Below are 13,457 nucleotides of genomic sequence, written 5' to 3'. Positions count from 1 at the left end.
GGGATCTTCGCGGCCATCCCGGGCGCCCGGGACTTCGTGAAAATTTTCACAAAAGTGGCTATACTGGGGGCATGGCACTCACTCCTGCTCTGTCCGATCGTCCGCGCGTCCTGGTGGTCGGCGGCGGTTACGTTGGTCTTTACGTCGCGCTGAAGCTCCAGAAGAAGGTTAAGGGGCACGGCGGCATCGTTACCCTGGTGGATCCGCTGCCCTACATGACGTACCAGCCGTTCCTGCCCGAGGTGGCTTCCGGCAGCATCGAAGCCCGCCATGCCGTGGTCAACCACCGGCAGCACCTGCAGGACACCGAACTCATCACCGGCAAGGTGACTTCGATCGACCACGCGGTGAAGAAGGCCGTGATCACTCCCGCCGTCGGCGACGCCTTCGAGCTGGACTACCGCGACGTCGTCGTTGCCGCCGGTGCCGTGACCCGCACCTTCCCGATCCCGGGGCTGGCCGAGGCAGGGATCGGCTTGAAGACCATTGAAGAAGCCGTGGAACTGCGCAACAAGGTGCTCGAGCGAATCGAAACCGGTTCGTTGCTCCCTGAGGGGCCGGAGCGGACGCGCGCGCTGACCTTTGTCGGCGTCGGCGGAGGCTTCGCCGGCATCGAGGCCATGACCGAGATCGAGGACCTGGCCCGCTCCGCCGTCAAGAAGAACGGGCGGCTGCGCCAGGAAGAGCTGCGCTTCGTGCTGGTCGAGGCGATGGGCCGGATCATGCCCGAGGTCACCGAAGACCAGGCCAAGTGGGTCGTAGAGCACATGCGTTCGCGCGGCATCGAGGTCATGCTCAACACCTCGCTCGCCAAGGCAGAGGGCGGCGTGCTGGAGCTGATCAACATGCCGGACAAGACTCCCGCCGAAACCTTCGAGGCCGATACGCTGCTGTGGACCGCCGGCGTGCAGGCGAACCCGGTGGCACGCAACTTCGGCTTCCCGCAGGACGAGCGCGGCCGGATCAAGGCCAACGCAACGCTCCAGATCATCGACGAGAACGGCCCGATCGAGGGTGCCTGGACCGCCGGCGACGTCGCCGCCGTGCCGGACCTGACCGGCGGCGGCGTGGGTGGCTTCTGCGTCCCCAACGCCCAGCACGCCATCCGCCAGGCGAAGCGTCTTGCCAAGAACATCTACGCCGCCCGCTGGGGCGTGGGCACCGTCACCGAGTACAAGCACAAGAACCTCGGCGCCGTCGCCGGCTTCGGCCTCAATAAAGGCGTGGCCAAGATTATGGGCATCAAGCTCAAGGGCTGGCCGGCATGGATGGCCCACCGCGGCTACCACGGATTGGCCATGCCGACGGTGGAGCGCAAGATCCGCGTGATCTCGAACTGGTTCTGGGCAATTTTCCTGGGCCGCGACACTACGCGCCTTGCCGACCTGCAGACCCCGTACCGCCAGTTCCGCGAGGCGGCAGCCCCCAAGCCTCGGCCGCAGGCTGCCGACGCTCCCAAACCGGCAGGGGATGCCAAGGGCACCGAGGCGGACAAGGAACTCGCCTCCACCGGCCGCTAGGCCCAACTCAGCAGCATGCCCGGGTACCGCATCGGCGGGGCCCGGGCCTTACTGCATTCCCGGGGAGATTTCCCTGGAGGGGCTGCCTAGAATGCTGTGGTGAGGATCAGGACAGAACAACGTGAAGACCGGCCCGCCGTCCTCCGGCTGGTGGCACGCGCCTTCGACACCGACGACGGCGGTGAGCCGGTGGAAGCCCGACTGCTGGCCGAGTTGTACGACTGCGACGGCTTCCTGCCGGAGTTTTCACTCGTCGCGGAGGAAGGGGGCGCCGTCGTCGGCCATGTCATCAGCACCCGCGGCTGGATTGGCAACGAGCCCGCGCTGGGACTGGGGCCCATCGCCGTGGAGCCGGACCGTCAGCGTTCAGGCATCGGGGCTGCCCTGCTGAACGAAACACGGCGTCGCGCCGAGGACGCCGGGGAGAGCGTGATCCTGCTGCTGGGGAGCACCGGATACTATCCGCGATTTGGTTATCGGCCGGCCAGCGAAGTCGGCATCGGTGCCCCGGATCCAAGCTGGGGCGCCAACTTCATGGCCCTTCCGCTCGCCGGCCGCCCGCTGCCCGCCGGTGTGTTCCGCTACGCCGAACCCTTCGGGCGGCTGTGAGCAGGAGCAGGCCCATCAAGTACCCTAGATAGGTGCAGGAGTGCCCAGCCCCCGTAGTCCAATGGCAGAGACAACCGACTTAAAATCGGTCCAGTGTGGGTTCGAGTCCCACCGGGGGTACGGATTGAATGTGACGAGCGTTACAAGGATGTAACCCAAAACGCTTATTTTCACCGACAAATTGGACTAGTTTTCTCTGTAATCAGGAATACCTGGTGATCGCATCAAAGGTTCGCGGACCTTTCGATCGAGGAGAAAACATACATGACTGCAACACGCAACGCAGTGCTTTTCGGCACCGGCGGCAATTCCGCACGCGCGGGACGGGTGGCCGCGCTCGGATTGGGGATCGCTTTGTTTGCCTCGGCGTGCGGCGGGGGGACGTCCACGCCCTCGGAGACCGGCGGGGGAGCAGGGACATCGGCACCGGCGGGCGCATCCGGTTTGGTGTGTCCCGAAGCAGGAGAGGGCGGGGGCCCCACTGCAGGCGCGACGGGCGACCCGTCCGCTGTTCCCGAGACCAAGGGCTCCACCGAGACCCCGCTGAAGATCGGCACGCTGCTGCCTGCCACCGGCTCGCTGGCCTTCTTGGGCCCGCCGGAAGTTGCAGGCGTCAAGCTGGCCGTTGAACGGATCAACGAGGCCGGCGGCGTACTGGGCAAAGACGTGGAAACCATCCAGCGCGACTCCGGTGACACCACCACCGACATCGCGACCCAGTCCGTGACCGAACTGCTGAGCGAGGACGTCAGCGCCGTCGTAGGAGCAGCGTCCTCGGGCGTATCCAAGACCGTGATCAACCAGATCACCGGCGCAGGGGTGCTGCAGATTTCCCCGGCGAACACGTCGCCGGATTTCACCACTTGGGATGACAAGAACCTGTACTGGCGCACCGCTCCGTCGGATGTGCTGCAGGGCCGCACGCTGGGCAGCTACATGGTGTCCTGTGGCGCCCAGACGCTGGGCATGATCGTTCTGAACGACGCCTATGGCACCGGCTTGGCGGACAACGTCAAGCAGTCCTTTGAAGGCGCCGGCGGCCAGGTGGTGGCCACCGAAATGTTCAACGAGGGCGACTCCCAGTTCAGCTCGCAGGTGGACGCCGTCGTCAACGCCAAGCCCGACGCCATCGCGTTGATCACCTTCGACCAGATCAAGTCGATCGCACCGCTGCTGTTGTCCAAGGGAGTCACGCCCGACCAGATGTTCCTGGTGGACGGCAACACCTCGGACCTGAGCGCGGACCTCGATCCGGGCGCCATGGCCGGTGCACAGGGCACGATCCCCGGAACGTTCGCCAAGGAAGACTTCCAGGCGGCGCTGGCGGAAATCGACGACAACCTCAATTCCTACTCCTATGCAGGTGAGTCCTACGACGCTGTGAACCTGGTGGCCTTGGCAGCCGAAGCCGCCGGAAGCACCAAGGGCGAGGACATCGCCAAGGAAATGCAGGGCGTGTCCGCGGACGGTGAAAAGTGCTTCGACTTTGCCGGCTGTGTCACGCTGCTGCGCAACGGTGAAGATATCGACTACGACGGCATCTCCGGCCCGATCTCGTTCGACGAGAACGGTGACCCGACCGAGGCCTACATCGGCATCTACGAGTACGACGACACCAACGTACCGCAGCCGAAGCGCGAGGAGTTCGGCCAGCTGTAAGGCCGCTCCAGCACCACGGGTAATCACGACAGAGGGTCCCGGCCGCCGGCCGGGACCCTCTGTCGTGCTCCCGGGCGGGCTGCCGGCGGAGGGGCGGGCGGTGGGCGGCCGGCGGGCGGCCTGAGAAGGCCGCCCGGGACCGAAGGGGCCTCGGCGACCGCACGCGGCGGGAATGCCCGCCCGCGGGGGTGCTCAACCGGCAGCGGAGTGCCTGTGGGGGTGCTCAACCGGCGGCGGCACTTGTCCGAGTGCCCAAACGACGACGGCGCCCGCCCCGGAGGACGAGCGCCGCCGTCGAGGTGGCTGGCTGCGGTGGACTCAGGCGGTGTCCGCTAGGGTGCCAAGGTAGAGCTGGATGACCTTCGGATCCTTCAGCAGCTCGCGGCCGGTTCCGGTGTAGGCGTCCTTGCCCTGGTCCAGGACGTAACCGCGGTCGCAGATCTGCAGGCAGCGGCGCGCGTTCTGTTCCACCATGATGACCGAAACACCTGCCCGGTTGATTTCATGCACCCGCAGGAACGTCTCGTCCTGTTTGACCGGCGAGAGGCCGGCAGAAGGCTCGTCCAGGAGCAGCACCGCCGGATCCATCATCAGGGCTCGTCCCATCGCCACCATCTGGCGTTCACCGCCGGAGAGCGAGCCGGCCCGCTGCGCGCGCCGCTTGGCCAGGTCCGGGAAGATGCCCGCCACGAAATCGAAGCGCTTCCTGAAGTCCTTGGGCCGCTGGAACATGCCCATTTCCATGTTTTCTTCGATGGTCAGCGTCGAGAAGACGTTGTTGTTCTGGGGGACGAACCCGATGCCGCGGCTGACGAGCTTGTTCGCCTTCAGCCCGGTCAGGTCCTGGCCGCGGACCACCACGGTGCCGGAGTGGACCTTGACCAGGCCGAACATCGCCTTGAGCAGGGTCGATTTGCCGGCACCGTTGGGGCCGATGATGCCAATCAATTCGCCCTGGCGGGCTTCGATGCTGCAGCCGTTAAGGATATTGACGCCGGGCAAGTAGCCGGCCACCAAATCCGTCACGGTGACCACCGGTTCCCCCGGTGCCACGGCTGCCGGGGTCGATTCGATGCGGCGCGCATTCATGGCTGGTCCTTCCTTCTCGGGCTTCGGTGGGTGTCGTCGGCTTCGTCTGCGCTGGAATCACGCTCGCTGATGTGGCGGCCCAGAACGCCCTCGCTGGCCGTTCCCACGACCGACTCTGCGTCCTGTGCCAACTCTTCCTCCAGCGCCTCGACGCCTTCGGCGTCGCCCAGGTCGACGTCGTGGTGGGCGCCCAGATAGGCGTCAATCACTGCCTGATCCTTCATGACGATGGCCGGCGGACCTTCTGCCACGATCCTCCCTTCGGCCATGACCACCACCCAGTCAGCGATGTGGCGGACCATTTGCATGTCGTGTTCGACGAACAACACGGTCATGCCCTCGGCCTTCAGGTTTTTGACATGCTCCAGCAGCGACTGCGTCAGGGCGGGGTTGACGCCGGCCATCGGCTCATCGAGCATGACCAGCTTGGGCCGGACCATCAAGGCGCGCGCCATTTCCAGCAGTTTGCGCTGGCCACCGGAGAGCGATGCTGCGTAGTCGTCCCGTTTGGAGTCCAGTTTGAATTTGGTCAGCAGGACGTCGGCCTGCTTGGTGATCTCCCGTTCCTTGGGCCCCCAGATGTTCTTGAAGAGGGCCTTGAACAGGTTCTCGCCGGACTGGCCGGTGGCACCCAGACGCATGTTCTCCATGACGGAGAGCTTTCCCATGACCTTGGTCAGCTGGAACGTCCGCACCATGCCCATGCGCGCCACCTTGTAGGACGGCACGCCGGCGAGCGAATGCCCCTCGAAGGACCACTCGCCGCTCTGGGGGACGTCGAAGCCGGTCAGCAAATTGAACAGCGTGGTCTTGCCCGCCCCGTTGGGTCCGATCAGCGCCGTGATCTGGTGCCGTGGGATCTCGAGGTATTCCACGTCCACGGCGTTGACGCCGCCGAACTGCCGGGTGACGTTTTTGGCGACGAGGATGGGATCCCGCTTCCGGCACCCCGGGCCCGGTTCGTCGGCGGCGATGGGACGGGTATCCGTCATGTAATCGTTGGCCTGCTGGTCCGCCTCGTCCGGGACAGCGGTTGCTCCGACAGCCGTGGTGCGGTCTTGTTCGCTCATGTGAATGCCAGTTCTTTCTTATTGCCCAGCACACCTTGAGGCCTGAAGATCATCAGCAGCATCAAGGCGATGCCAACCAGGATGTAGCGGAGCTGTCCGGCCTGTGTGGTTGTCAGGAAGGTGATGTAGTCCGCCTCGATGGCGCCGTAGAGCAATCCCTGGGTCAGCGAGAGCACTACCCAGAAGATCATGGCGCCGATAACAGGGCCAAGGACGGTGGCCATGCCGCCCAGCAGCACGCAGGTCCAGAGGAAGAAGGTCAGCTCCGTCTGGTAGTTGGCCGGCTGTACCGCTCCGCGGGGGAGGGTGAAGACCATGCCGGCCATCGTTCCGAACAGGCCGCCGATAATGAGGGCCTGCATCTTGTACGAGTACACGTTCTTACCCAAGGACCGCACCGCGTTCTCGTCCTCGCGAATGCCCTTCAGGATACGGCCCCACGGGCTGCGCATCAGCAGGAACACCAGCAGGCAGCAGAGTGCCACCAGGCCCCAGCCAACTACGCGGATCCAGAGGCCGCGCTCACTCAAGCTCACCAGGCCGAAATTGTAGACGCCCTCCGGGAACGGGTTCAGGGCGAAGAATCCGCCTTCGAAGGCAGCCAGACCGTTGGCCGAACCGGTGATGTCCGTCAGGTCGTTGGTGGTGACCACGTACCGGATGATCTCCGCGGCGGCGATCGTGACGATGGCCAAATAGTCCGCCCGGAGGCGCAGTGTGGGGACGCCCAGCAGCAGCGCAAAGATCACCGAACCGATCAGGGCTATCAAGACGCCGACAAAGAACGGCACGCCCCACTCGAGCGTGGGAATGGCGAAGCCGTAGGCGCCGATAGCCATGAAACCGGCTTGGCCAAAGTTCAGCAGGCCGGTATAGCCGAAGTGGACGGCCAGACCGAGTGCGGCGAGGGCGTAGGCGGCCGTAGTCGGGCTGATGATTTCGCCCAGTGCGTTGGTGAATATATTCAGGAAATCCATGGTGTTGCCTCCTAACCCACGCGCTCTCGACGGCCCAGGATGCCCTGTGGCCGGAACAGCAGGACGACGATCATGATCAGCAGGGCGCCGACGTACTTCAGGTCTGCTTCCAGCCAGAGTGTCGACAGTTCGACGAACAGGCCGACGATGACGGAACCGACCAGGGCGCCGAACACGGTGCCCAGGCCGCCGAGGATGACGCCGGCAAAGACGAGCAGCAGGATCTGCTGCCCCATGTTAAAGGTGACCCCGGGGCGGTAATAGGCCCACAGGATGCCGCCCAGCGCGGCCAGCACCCCGCCGACCGTCCAGACGATGCGGATCACGCCGTCAACATCGATGCCGGAGGCCGCCGCCAGCGCGGGATTATCGGCGACGGCCCGGGTTGCCTTGCCCAGGCGGGTCTTCAGCAGCAGCATGGCAATCAGGATGATCACTATCAGGCTGACAATCAGGGAGAGCAGCGTATTGCGGCTGATCGAAATGTTGCCCAGTTCCAGGATGGGGCTCCTTGCCTGCGGCAGCTGCTGCGTGGCGCCGCCGAAGTTGAACTGGATGACATAGCGGGCAGCCAGGGCCAGGCCGATGCTGATGATCATCATGGGGATCAGCCCGGTACCCCGATGACGTAGGGGCTTCCACAGCCAGGCGTCCTGGGCCCAGCCGAACGCACCGCCCAGGACAATGGCCAACAGCATCGCCAGCCACACCGGAATGCCGAGAAGTGCGAAGCCGAACATCAGCACCGCGCCGGCGGTGACCATCTCGCCGTGGGCGAAGTTGGTCAGGCCGGTCGTGCCGTAGATGAGGGACAACCCCACCGAGGCCAGGGCCAGCAGCAGGCCGAAGCTCAGGCCTGCAATAAGACGCTCGACGAAGATCTCGCCGAAACCGGCGCCTTGGAGCACAATGCCTTCACCGAGCGGGAAGATGGCCGCGGCGTTGGACGTGTTGCTGAAGGTGACTTCCCGTGGATTGGGTGTGCCTTCGGCCAGCTCCACTCCCTCCGGGAGGGTCGAGACGTCCACTTCGACTTGATAGGTTCCCCGGACGGGAACACCGATCGACCAGGACCCGTTTTCGCCGGTGATTGCTTCGCCGCTGAATCCTTCGCCCGTGGCCGTGATCCGCACTCCCACGACGGGGCCTTCGGCATTGCGCAGGACGCCGCTGATCGTGTCGCGGAACGGCTCCGCCGGCGCGGTCGTCGTCGTAGCAGGGGTCGGCTCAGGTGACGTGGTCGAAGCCAGTGAGGGGGGAGCGGACAAGAGGATCCCCGTGATGATCGCCAGCAAGGCGAGTAGTGTCCCCAATGGCCGAACAAGCTTCGGCATCGCGATCAAGATATGAACCTCCACAGTGGGGGGTGTGGTCCGCCGGATTGCCGGCAGGCGCTGACAGCGTCTGTGAGGGAAATCACCGACGTGTCGTTTATGTTACCTGCGTCACGGGTGACGGGAGCGCGCGTTCTGTCGCGATCAGGTAACAACTGTGAAGCCGTCGTTTAGCAACGGTGAAACGTAAAGGCACCGAGGGGCAGCCTGACTACCGGATGCCGGCCGTGCCGCACGGGAGCGGCCGGATTCGCCGGGGTGGCTACGGGTAGGGCGGGGAACTACAGGTAGAGCCCCGTGCCGCTGTCCGCTTCCTCCGGCTGGGAGACGGCATGAACGTCGCGCTCGCGGAGCAGTGTGTAGTCGGCGGCGTTGACTTCAACTTCCGCCCGGTCTTCGGGGTCGAAGAGCACCCGGTCGCCGACCGCCACCTGGCGCACGTGCGGGCCCGCGGCGACTACCTCTGCCCACGCCAGGCGCTTACCCATGACGGCGGTGGCAGGAATGACGATTCCCGAGGACGAACGGCGCTCGCTGCTGTCTTGGTCCGGGGCCACGAGGATGCGGTCATGGAGCATTCGCAGGGGCAGTTTGGCCCGGGCGGAGGAACGGGGCGGGTTGGAAGGACTGCGGGAAGTCACTGGAGCATTCTACCCGGGGCAGGCGCAGCGGGCCGCCGGGAGGGCGGCGGCGCTGCCCGATGAGGGTTCACCGGCCCGTCATGGAATTTTCTGCCGTGTTATTCGTTGGGATTGGTAGTCTAAGCATTAGCTCGCCCCCTGACGATGGAGGACAACAAGATGGCAATCGGAGGAAATCCGGTTTTCAACAACCCGAAGGCGTTCCGCGGTTCACCCGCGGGACCTGCCGGAGCCGGCTCTGCGGTGCTGGCTGGCCAGACCCAGCTTTCCAGCCAGCAGTTGCAGGATCTGTACAACCAGCCGTCGGCGGGCCCCGCCCAGACCGGCCGGATGACCTATGACGACGTCATCCTCAAGACCCTGGCCTGCCTGTCCCTGGTGGTCGTCGGCGGTGCCATCGGCTGGATGTTCCCGATCCTGCTGATTCCGGGCATGATCGCCGGCCTGGTCCTCGGCCTGGTCAACGCCTTCAAGCGGGAACCGTCCAAGGGCCTCATCCTGGCTTACGCCGCCGCCGAAGGCCTGTTCGTCGGCGCCCTGTCCATGGTCATCGATGCGATGTACCCAGGCGTGGCCCCGCAGGCCGTGCTGGGCACGGTGTGCGTCTTCGCCGTCACGCTGGCCCTGTTCAAGAGCGGCAAGGTCCGCGCCACGCCCAAGGCCATGCGCTTCTTCATGATCGCACTGATCGGCTACGCGCTCTTCTCCCTGGTTAACCTGGGCCTGATGTGGTTCGGCGTGCTGGACAACCAGTGGGGCATGCGCGGCATGGAGATCAACATCATGGGCATCGGCATCCCGCTGGGCGTGATCATCGGCCTGCTGGCCATCGGCCTGGCCGCGTTCTCCCTGATCGTCGACTTCACCTCGATCGAGCAGGGCGTCAGGCAGGGCGTGGACCGCAAGTACTCGTGGACGGCCGCCTTTGGCCTGACCGTGACGCTGGTCTGGCTCTACGTGGAGATCTTGCGCCTGCTCGCAATCCTCCGCGGCGACGAGTAATCCGCCGTATTTTCACCCACCGACCCCGGCCCGGCGCCGGGGTCGGCTGTTTAAGCGGCGGCCCGGTACGGTGGAACCATGACGGGCCAGCGCGGCCGGGCAGCGACCGGCGAGCAGTTTGAACTGCTGCGCGCCGGATCGCGGGCCGTGATCACCGAACTGGCGGGCTGCCTCCGGCTCTTTGAAAAACAGGGCGTGCAGCTAACTGAGACATTCGACGATGACCGAATCCCGCCCTCGGCCTCGGGGATCCTGCTGGCACCCTGGCCCAATCGGGTGGACGGAGGACGGTGGGAGCTCGACGGCGCCGTCCAGCAACTGGACATCACGGAACCGGGCCGCGGCCATGCCATCCACGGGCTGCTGCGCAACACCGGCTACCGGCTGATCGACCGCAGCGGCTCCGCGATGGTGCTGCAGGCTGAGATTTTCCCCCAACACGGCTACCCCTTCCGGCTCAGCCATGCCGCCGAGTACTCCCTGGACCAGGCCGGCGACCTGACGGTCCGGCAAGAACTGCTGAACCTGTCCGCAACGGCGGCCCCGGTCGCACTGGGCGCGCATCCGTTCATCCGGCTGGGAGACGAACCCGCCGACCGGCTGACCCTGACCGTGCCGGCCGCGCGGTTCTTTCCGGCGGACCGGCACACCAAGATTCCGACAGCGGAAGCCCCGGTCAACGACCAGACCGACCTGCGCAGTGGAGCCTTGGTGGCGGGCCTCGACATCGACCGCGGCTATACCGGACTGTCTGCCGGACCCGGCGGGCGCGTCGTGACCACACTCGCCTCGGAGGGCGGTTCGGTGGTCGGGCTGTGGCAGGAAGAACCGTTCCGCTACGTCCATGTCTTTGTGACCACCAAATATCCGGGCCGCGACCGCGCCGTTGCGGTGGAACCAATGACGGCGCCCGCAAACAGCCTCAATTCCGGCCTGGGGCTTCAATGGCTGGAACCCGGTGCAACGTTCGGCGGAAGCTGGGGCATTACGGCGCAGCTTCACTGAACGCACGGCTGGGTCACAATATGAAACTATTGGGTGTATGAACCGGTCCTTCCCCGAAAACCGTGCGCTGCCGGCCGGACGCTTGGCCGGAGCCGACGGTCAACACCACGTCCGCGAGGACGTGCCCTATGCGCTGCGGATCAGTGCGGCCTGGGCGTGGCGGGTGGGCCTGATCCTGGTCGTCGGCGGACTGCTGGTCTGGCTGCTCAGTTTCGTCTCGCTGCTGATCATTCCGCTGATGGTCGCGGCGTTGATTGCCGCCTTGATTTCCCCCGTTGTCCGGTTCCTGCGCAAGGCCAAGGTTCCCAAGAGCCTGGCGGTGGTCATCACCATCCTGGGCTTCCTGGGGCTGATTGGCGGGGCTCTCTCCCTGGTCGGCCGGCAGCTCTACATCGGCTTCAGCGAGCTGTGGGACCAGGTGCTGCAAGGCATCGGCCAGGTCCAGGGCTGGTTGACGAACGGACCGCTCCGCCTGACCAACGAACAACTCAACGACTACCTGAACGAAGGCCTGGACCAGCTGCAGAACAACAGCAGCGCTATCTTCTCCAGCGCCCTCAGCGTCGGGTCCACCGCCGGACACCTAGTCACCGGCCTGCTGCTGACCATCTTCGCGCTGATTTTCTTCCTGTACGACGGTGACCGGATCTGGCGTTTCATGGTCGGGCTGCTGCCCAAGAAGGCGCGGGCGGCAGGCAATGGCGCCGGCCGCAAGGGGTGGACCTCCATGGTCCACTACATCCGGGTCCAGATGTTCGTTGCCTTCGTTGACGCCGTCGGCATCGGCGCCGGCGCGGCCATTATCGGGGTGCCGTTGGCACTGCCGCTCGGCGTCCTGGTATTCCTTGGCTCCTTCGTCCCGATCGTTGGCGCCCTGCTCACCGGGTTCGTCGCCGTCCTCTTGGCGCTGGTGGCCAACGGCTGGGTCAATGCGCTGATCATGCTCGCCATCGTGCTGGGTGTGCAGCAGTTGGAGGGCCACGTGCTCCAGCCGGTGATTATGGGCAAGGCTGTCTCGTTGCATCCGTTGGCCGTCGTGCTGGCCGTCGCCGGCGGCTCCATGGTCGCGGGAATCGCCGGTGCGCTGTTTGCCGTCCCCTTGCTCGCGATACTCAATGCGGTCGTGAAGTACATTGCCGCCCGCGGATGGGAAACGGATCCGGCCTTGGGTGCGCCGCCACCGGTGGAAGAGCCATACCGGGCGCCGGAACCGGCGTTGGCTTCGCCGGGTCCCGGAAATCCGCCCGAGCCCTCAGACCGGGAACCCTCCCGCAGACGCCGCGTCCTGCTGCACAGAAAAGAGACCGACAAGTGACAGTCACCGCCCAGCTTCCCGTCACGCTCGACGACATCCAGGCCGCCCGGATAACCCTTGACGGCATCATCGCCAAGACGCCGATCGAACAATCCCGCGCACTGGGCCGGATGGTCGGCTCCGATGTGTTCTTCAAGTGCGAGAACCTGCAGCGGGCCGGGTCGTTCAAAGTCCGGGGGGCGTACGTGCGGATGGCCGGGCTGTCCGATGAGGAGAAGGCACGCGGCGTCGTGGCTGCCTCCGCCGGAAACCACGCGCAGGGCGTGGCAGTGGCGGCAGCCCGCCTGGGCATCAAAGCCCGTATCTTCATGCCGCTCGGCGTTGCCTTGCCGAAGCTCGCAGCCACCCGTGGCCATGGTGCCGAAGTGGTGCTGCACGGCCACAACGTGGACGAAGCCCTCGCCGAGGCCCAGCGCTATGCGGACGAAACCGGCGCGGTCTTCGTGCATCCGTTCGACAACCCGGACATCATCGCCGGCCAAGGCACCCTGGGGCTCGAGATCCTGGAGCAGGTCCCCAACGTCGAGACCATCGTCATGGGCGTCGGCGGCGGGGGACTGCTGGCCGGGGTCGCCACGGCGGTCAAGGCCAGGGCCAAGGAGATGGGCCGCGAGATCAAGGTCATCGGCGTGCAGGCGGAGAATGCGGCAGCATACCCTCCCTCCCTGGCCGCCGATGCGCTGGTGCCGCTGCAGAAGGTCTCCACCATGGCCGACGGTATCGCCGTCGGCCGCCCCGGGCAGCTGCCGTTCTCCATCATCCGGGAGCTGGTCGACGACGTGGTCACGGTCAGCGAAGATGCCCTGGCCCGCGCCCTGATCTTCCTGGTTGAACGGTCCAAGCTGGTGGTCGAACCTGCCGGCGCCGTCGGCGTCGCGGCGCTCATGGAAGGTGTCATCCCGGACCCGGGCACCACGGCGGTGATTCTCTCCGGCGGAAACATAGATCCCATGTTGATGCTGAAAGTGATCCAGCGGGGTCTGTATGCCTCCGGCCGGTTCATGTCCGTGCGGATCATGCTCGACGATCGTCCCGGTTCGCTGGCCACGATTTCGCGGATCATCGCCGAATCGGATGCCAATGTCACCCGCGTGGACCATACCCGCATCGGCGGGTCCATCAGCATGGGCGACGTTGCCATCACCATCGACATCGAGACAAAGGGCCACGAGCACTGCGAACTGGTGCTCGGCAGCCTCCGCGGCGCGGGCTTCCAGCCCGTCGTCGTCCACTGAC

General features: G+C 65.5%; 12 protein-coding genes and 1 tRNA gene. 8 read left to right on the top strand and 5 right to left on the bottom strand.

Annotated features, from left to right (window positions below):
- Positions 1-71 precede the first annotated feature (71 nt).
- From AC5RVS_RS10650 to AC5RVS_RS10635, 4 genes are all read left to right on the top strand, one after another.
- Entirely contained in the window at positions 72-1,520 is a 1,449-nt protein-coding gene (locus AC5RVS_RS10650; protein WP_494108100.1) for an NAD(P)/FAD-dependent oxidoreductase, read from the top strand.
- A 99-nt stretch (positions 1,521-1,619) separates the two neighbouring features.
- Positions 1,620-2,129: a GNAT family N-acetyltransferase gene (locus AC5RVS_RS10645; RefSeq protein WP_494108099.1), complete on the top strand. Its 510-nt coding sequence runs from the start codon at positions 1,620-1,622 to the stop codon at positions 2,127-2,129.
- Positions 2,130-2,176: 47 nt separating this feature from the next.
- A tRNA-Leu gene (locus AC5RVS_RS10640) sits at positions 2,177-2,249 on the top strand.
- Positions 2,250-2,393: 144 nt separating this feature from the next.
- Positions 2,394-3,788: an ABC transporter substrate-binding protein gene (locus tag AC5RVS_RS10635; RefSeq protein WP_493987907.1), complete on the top strand. Its 1,395-nt coding sequence runs from the start codon at positions 2,394-2,396 to the stop codon at positions 3,786-3,788.
- A gap of 318 nt (positions 3,789-4,106) precedes the next feature.
- On the opposite strand, the gene AC5RVS_RS10630 is transcribed toward AC5RVS_RS10635, so the two are convergent.
- From AC5RVS_RS10630 to AC5RVS_RS10610, 5 genes are all read right to left on the bottom strand, one after another.
- Entirely contained in the window at positions 4,107-4,877 is a 771-nt protein-coding gene (locus AC5RVS_RS10630; protein WP_493987908.1) for an ABC transporter ATP-binding protein, read from the bottom strand.
- A complete protein-coding gene (locus AC5RVS_RS10625) occupies positions 4,874-5,869 on the bottom strand; it encodes an ABC transporter ATP-binding protein (protein ID WP_493988241.1) in 996 nt (331 codons plus the stop codon). Before AC5RVS_RS10625 ends, AC5RVS_RS10630 begins: the two co-directional genes overlap by 4 nt.
- Positions 5,870-5,943: 74 nt before the next feature.
- Positions 5,944-6,924 carry a branched-chain amino acid ABC transporter permease gene (locus tag AC5RVS_RS10620; protein ID WP_493987909.1) on the bottom strand — a complete coding sequence of 327 codons (981 nt, stop codon included), beginning with the start codon at positions 6,922-6,924 and terminating at the stop codon, positions 5,944-5,946.
- 11 nt (positions 6,925-6,935) lie between these two features.
- Positions 6,936-8,258 (bottom strand): branched-chain amino acid ABC transporter permease, encoded by a 1,323-nt coding sequence (locus AC5RVS_RS10615; RefSeq protein WP_493987910.1) that lies wholly within the window; start codon positions 8,256-8,258, stop codon positions 6,936-6,938.
- A 281-nt stretch (positions 8,259-8,539) separates the two neighbouring features.
- Positions 8,540-8,836: a GroES family chaperonin gene (locus AC5RVS_RS10610; protein ID WP_493978707.1), complete on the bottom strand. Its 297-nt coding sequence runs from the start codon at positions 8,834-8,836 to the stop codon at positions 8,540-8,542.
- A gap of 222 nt (positions 8,837-9,058) precedes the next feature.
- Here AC5RVS_RS10610 and AC5RVS_RS10605 point away from each other — a divergent pair, with 222 nt between their 5' ends.
- The 4 genes from AC5RVS_RS10605 (at position 9,059) to ilvA (ending at position 13,456) form a co-directional block, all read left to right on the top strand.
- Positions 9,059-9,901: a Bax inhibitor-1/YccA family protein gene (locus AC5RVS_RS10605; RefSeq protein WP_493987911.1), complete on the top strand. Its 843-nt coding sequence runs from the start codon at positions 9,059-9,061 to the stop codon at positions 9,899-9,901.
- Positions 9,902-9,979: 78 nt separating this feature from the next.
- Positions 9,980-10,906 carry an aldose 1-epimerase family protein gene (locus tag AC5RVS_RS10600; RefSeq protein WP_494108098.1) on the top strand — a complete coding sequence of 309 codons (927 nt, stop codon included), beginning with the start codon at positions 9,980-9,982 and terminating at the stop codon, positions 10,904-10,906.
- A 37-nt stretch (positions 10,907-10,943) separates the two neighbouring features.
- Positions 10,944-12,221, top strand: coding sequence for an AI-2E family transporter (locus AC5RVS_RS10595; RefSeq protein WP_493987913.1), 1,278 nt, complete (start codon positions 10,944-10,946; stop codon positions 12,219-12,221).
- Positions 12,218-13,456, top strand: coding sequence for a threonine ammonia-lyase (ilvA, locus tag AC5RVS_RS10590; RefSeq protein ID WP_494108097.1), 1,239 nt, complete (start codon positions 12,218-12,220; stop codon positions 13,454-13,456). The genes AC5RVS_RS10595 and ilvA overlap by 4 nt, the downstream gene beginning before the upstream one ends.
- Position 13,457: the final 1 nt, after the last annotated feature.

This window comes from Arthrobacter sp. Y3221048 (genome assembly GCF_059092685.1).
Note: the sequence above shows the minus strand (reverse complement) of the source record. Positions and strands in the feature narration are given on the sequence as shown.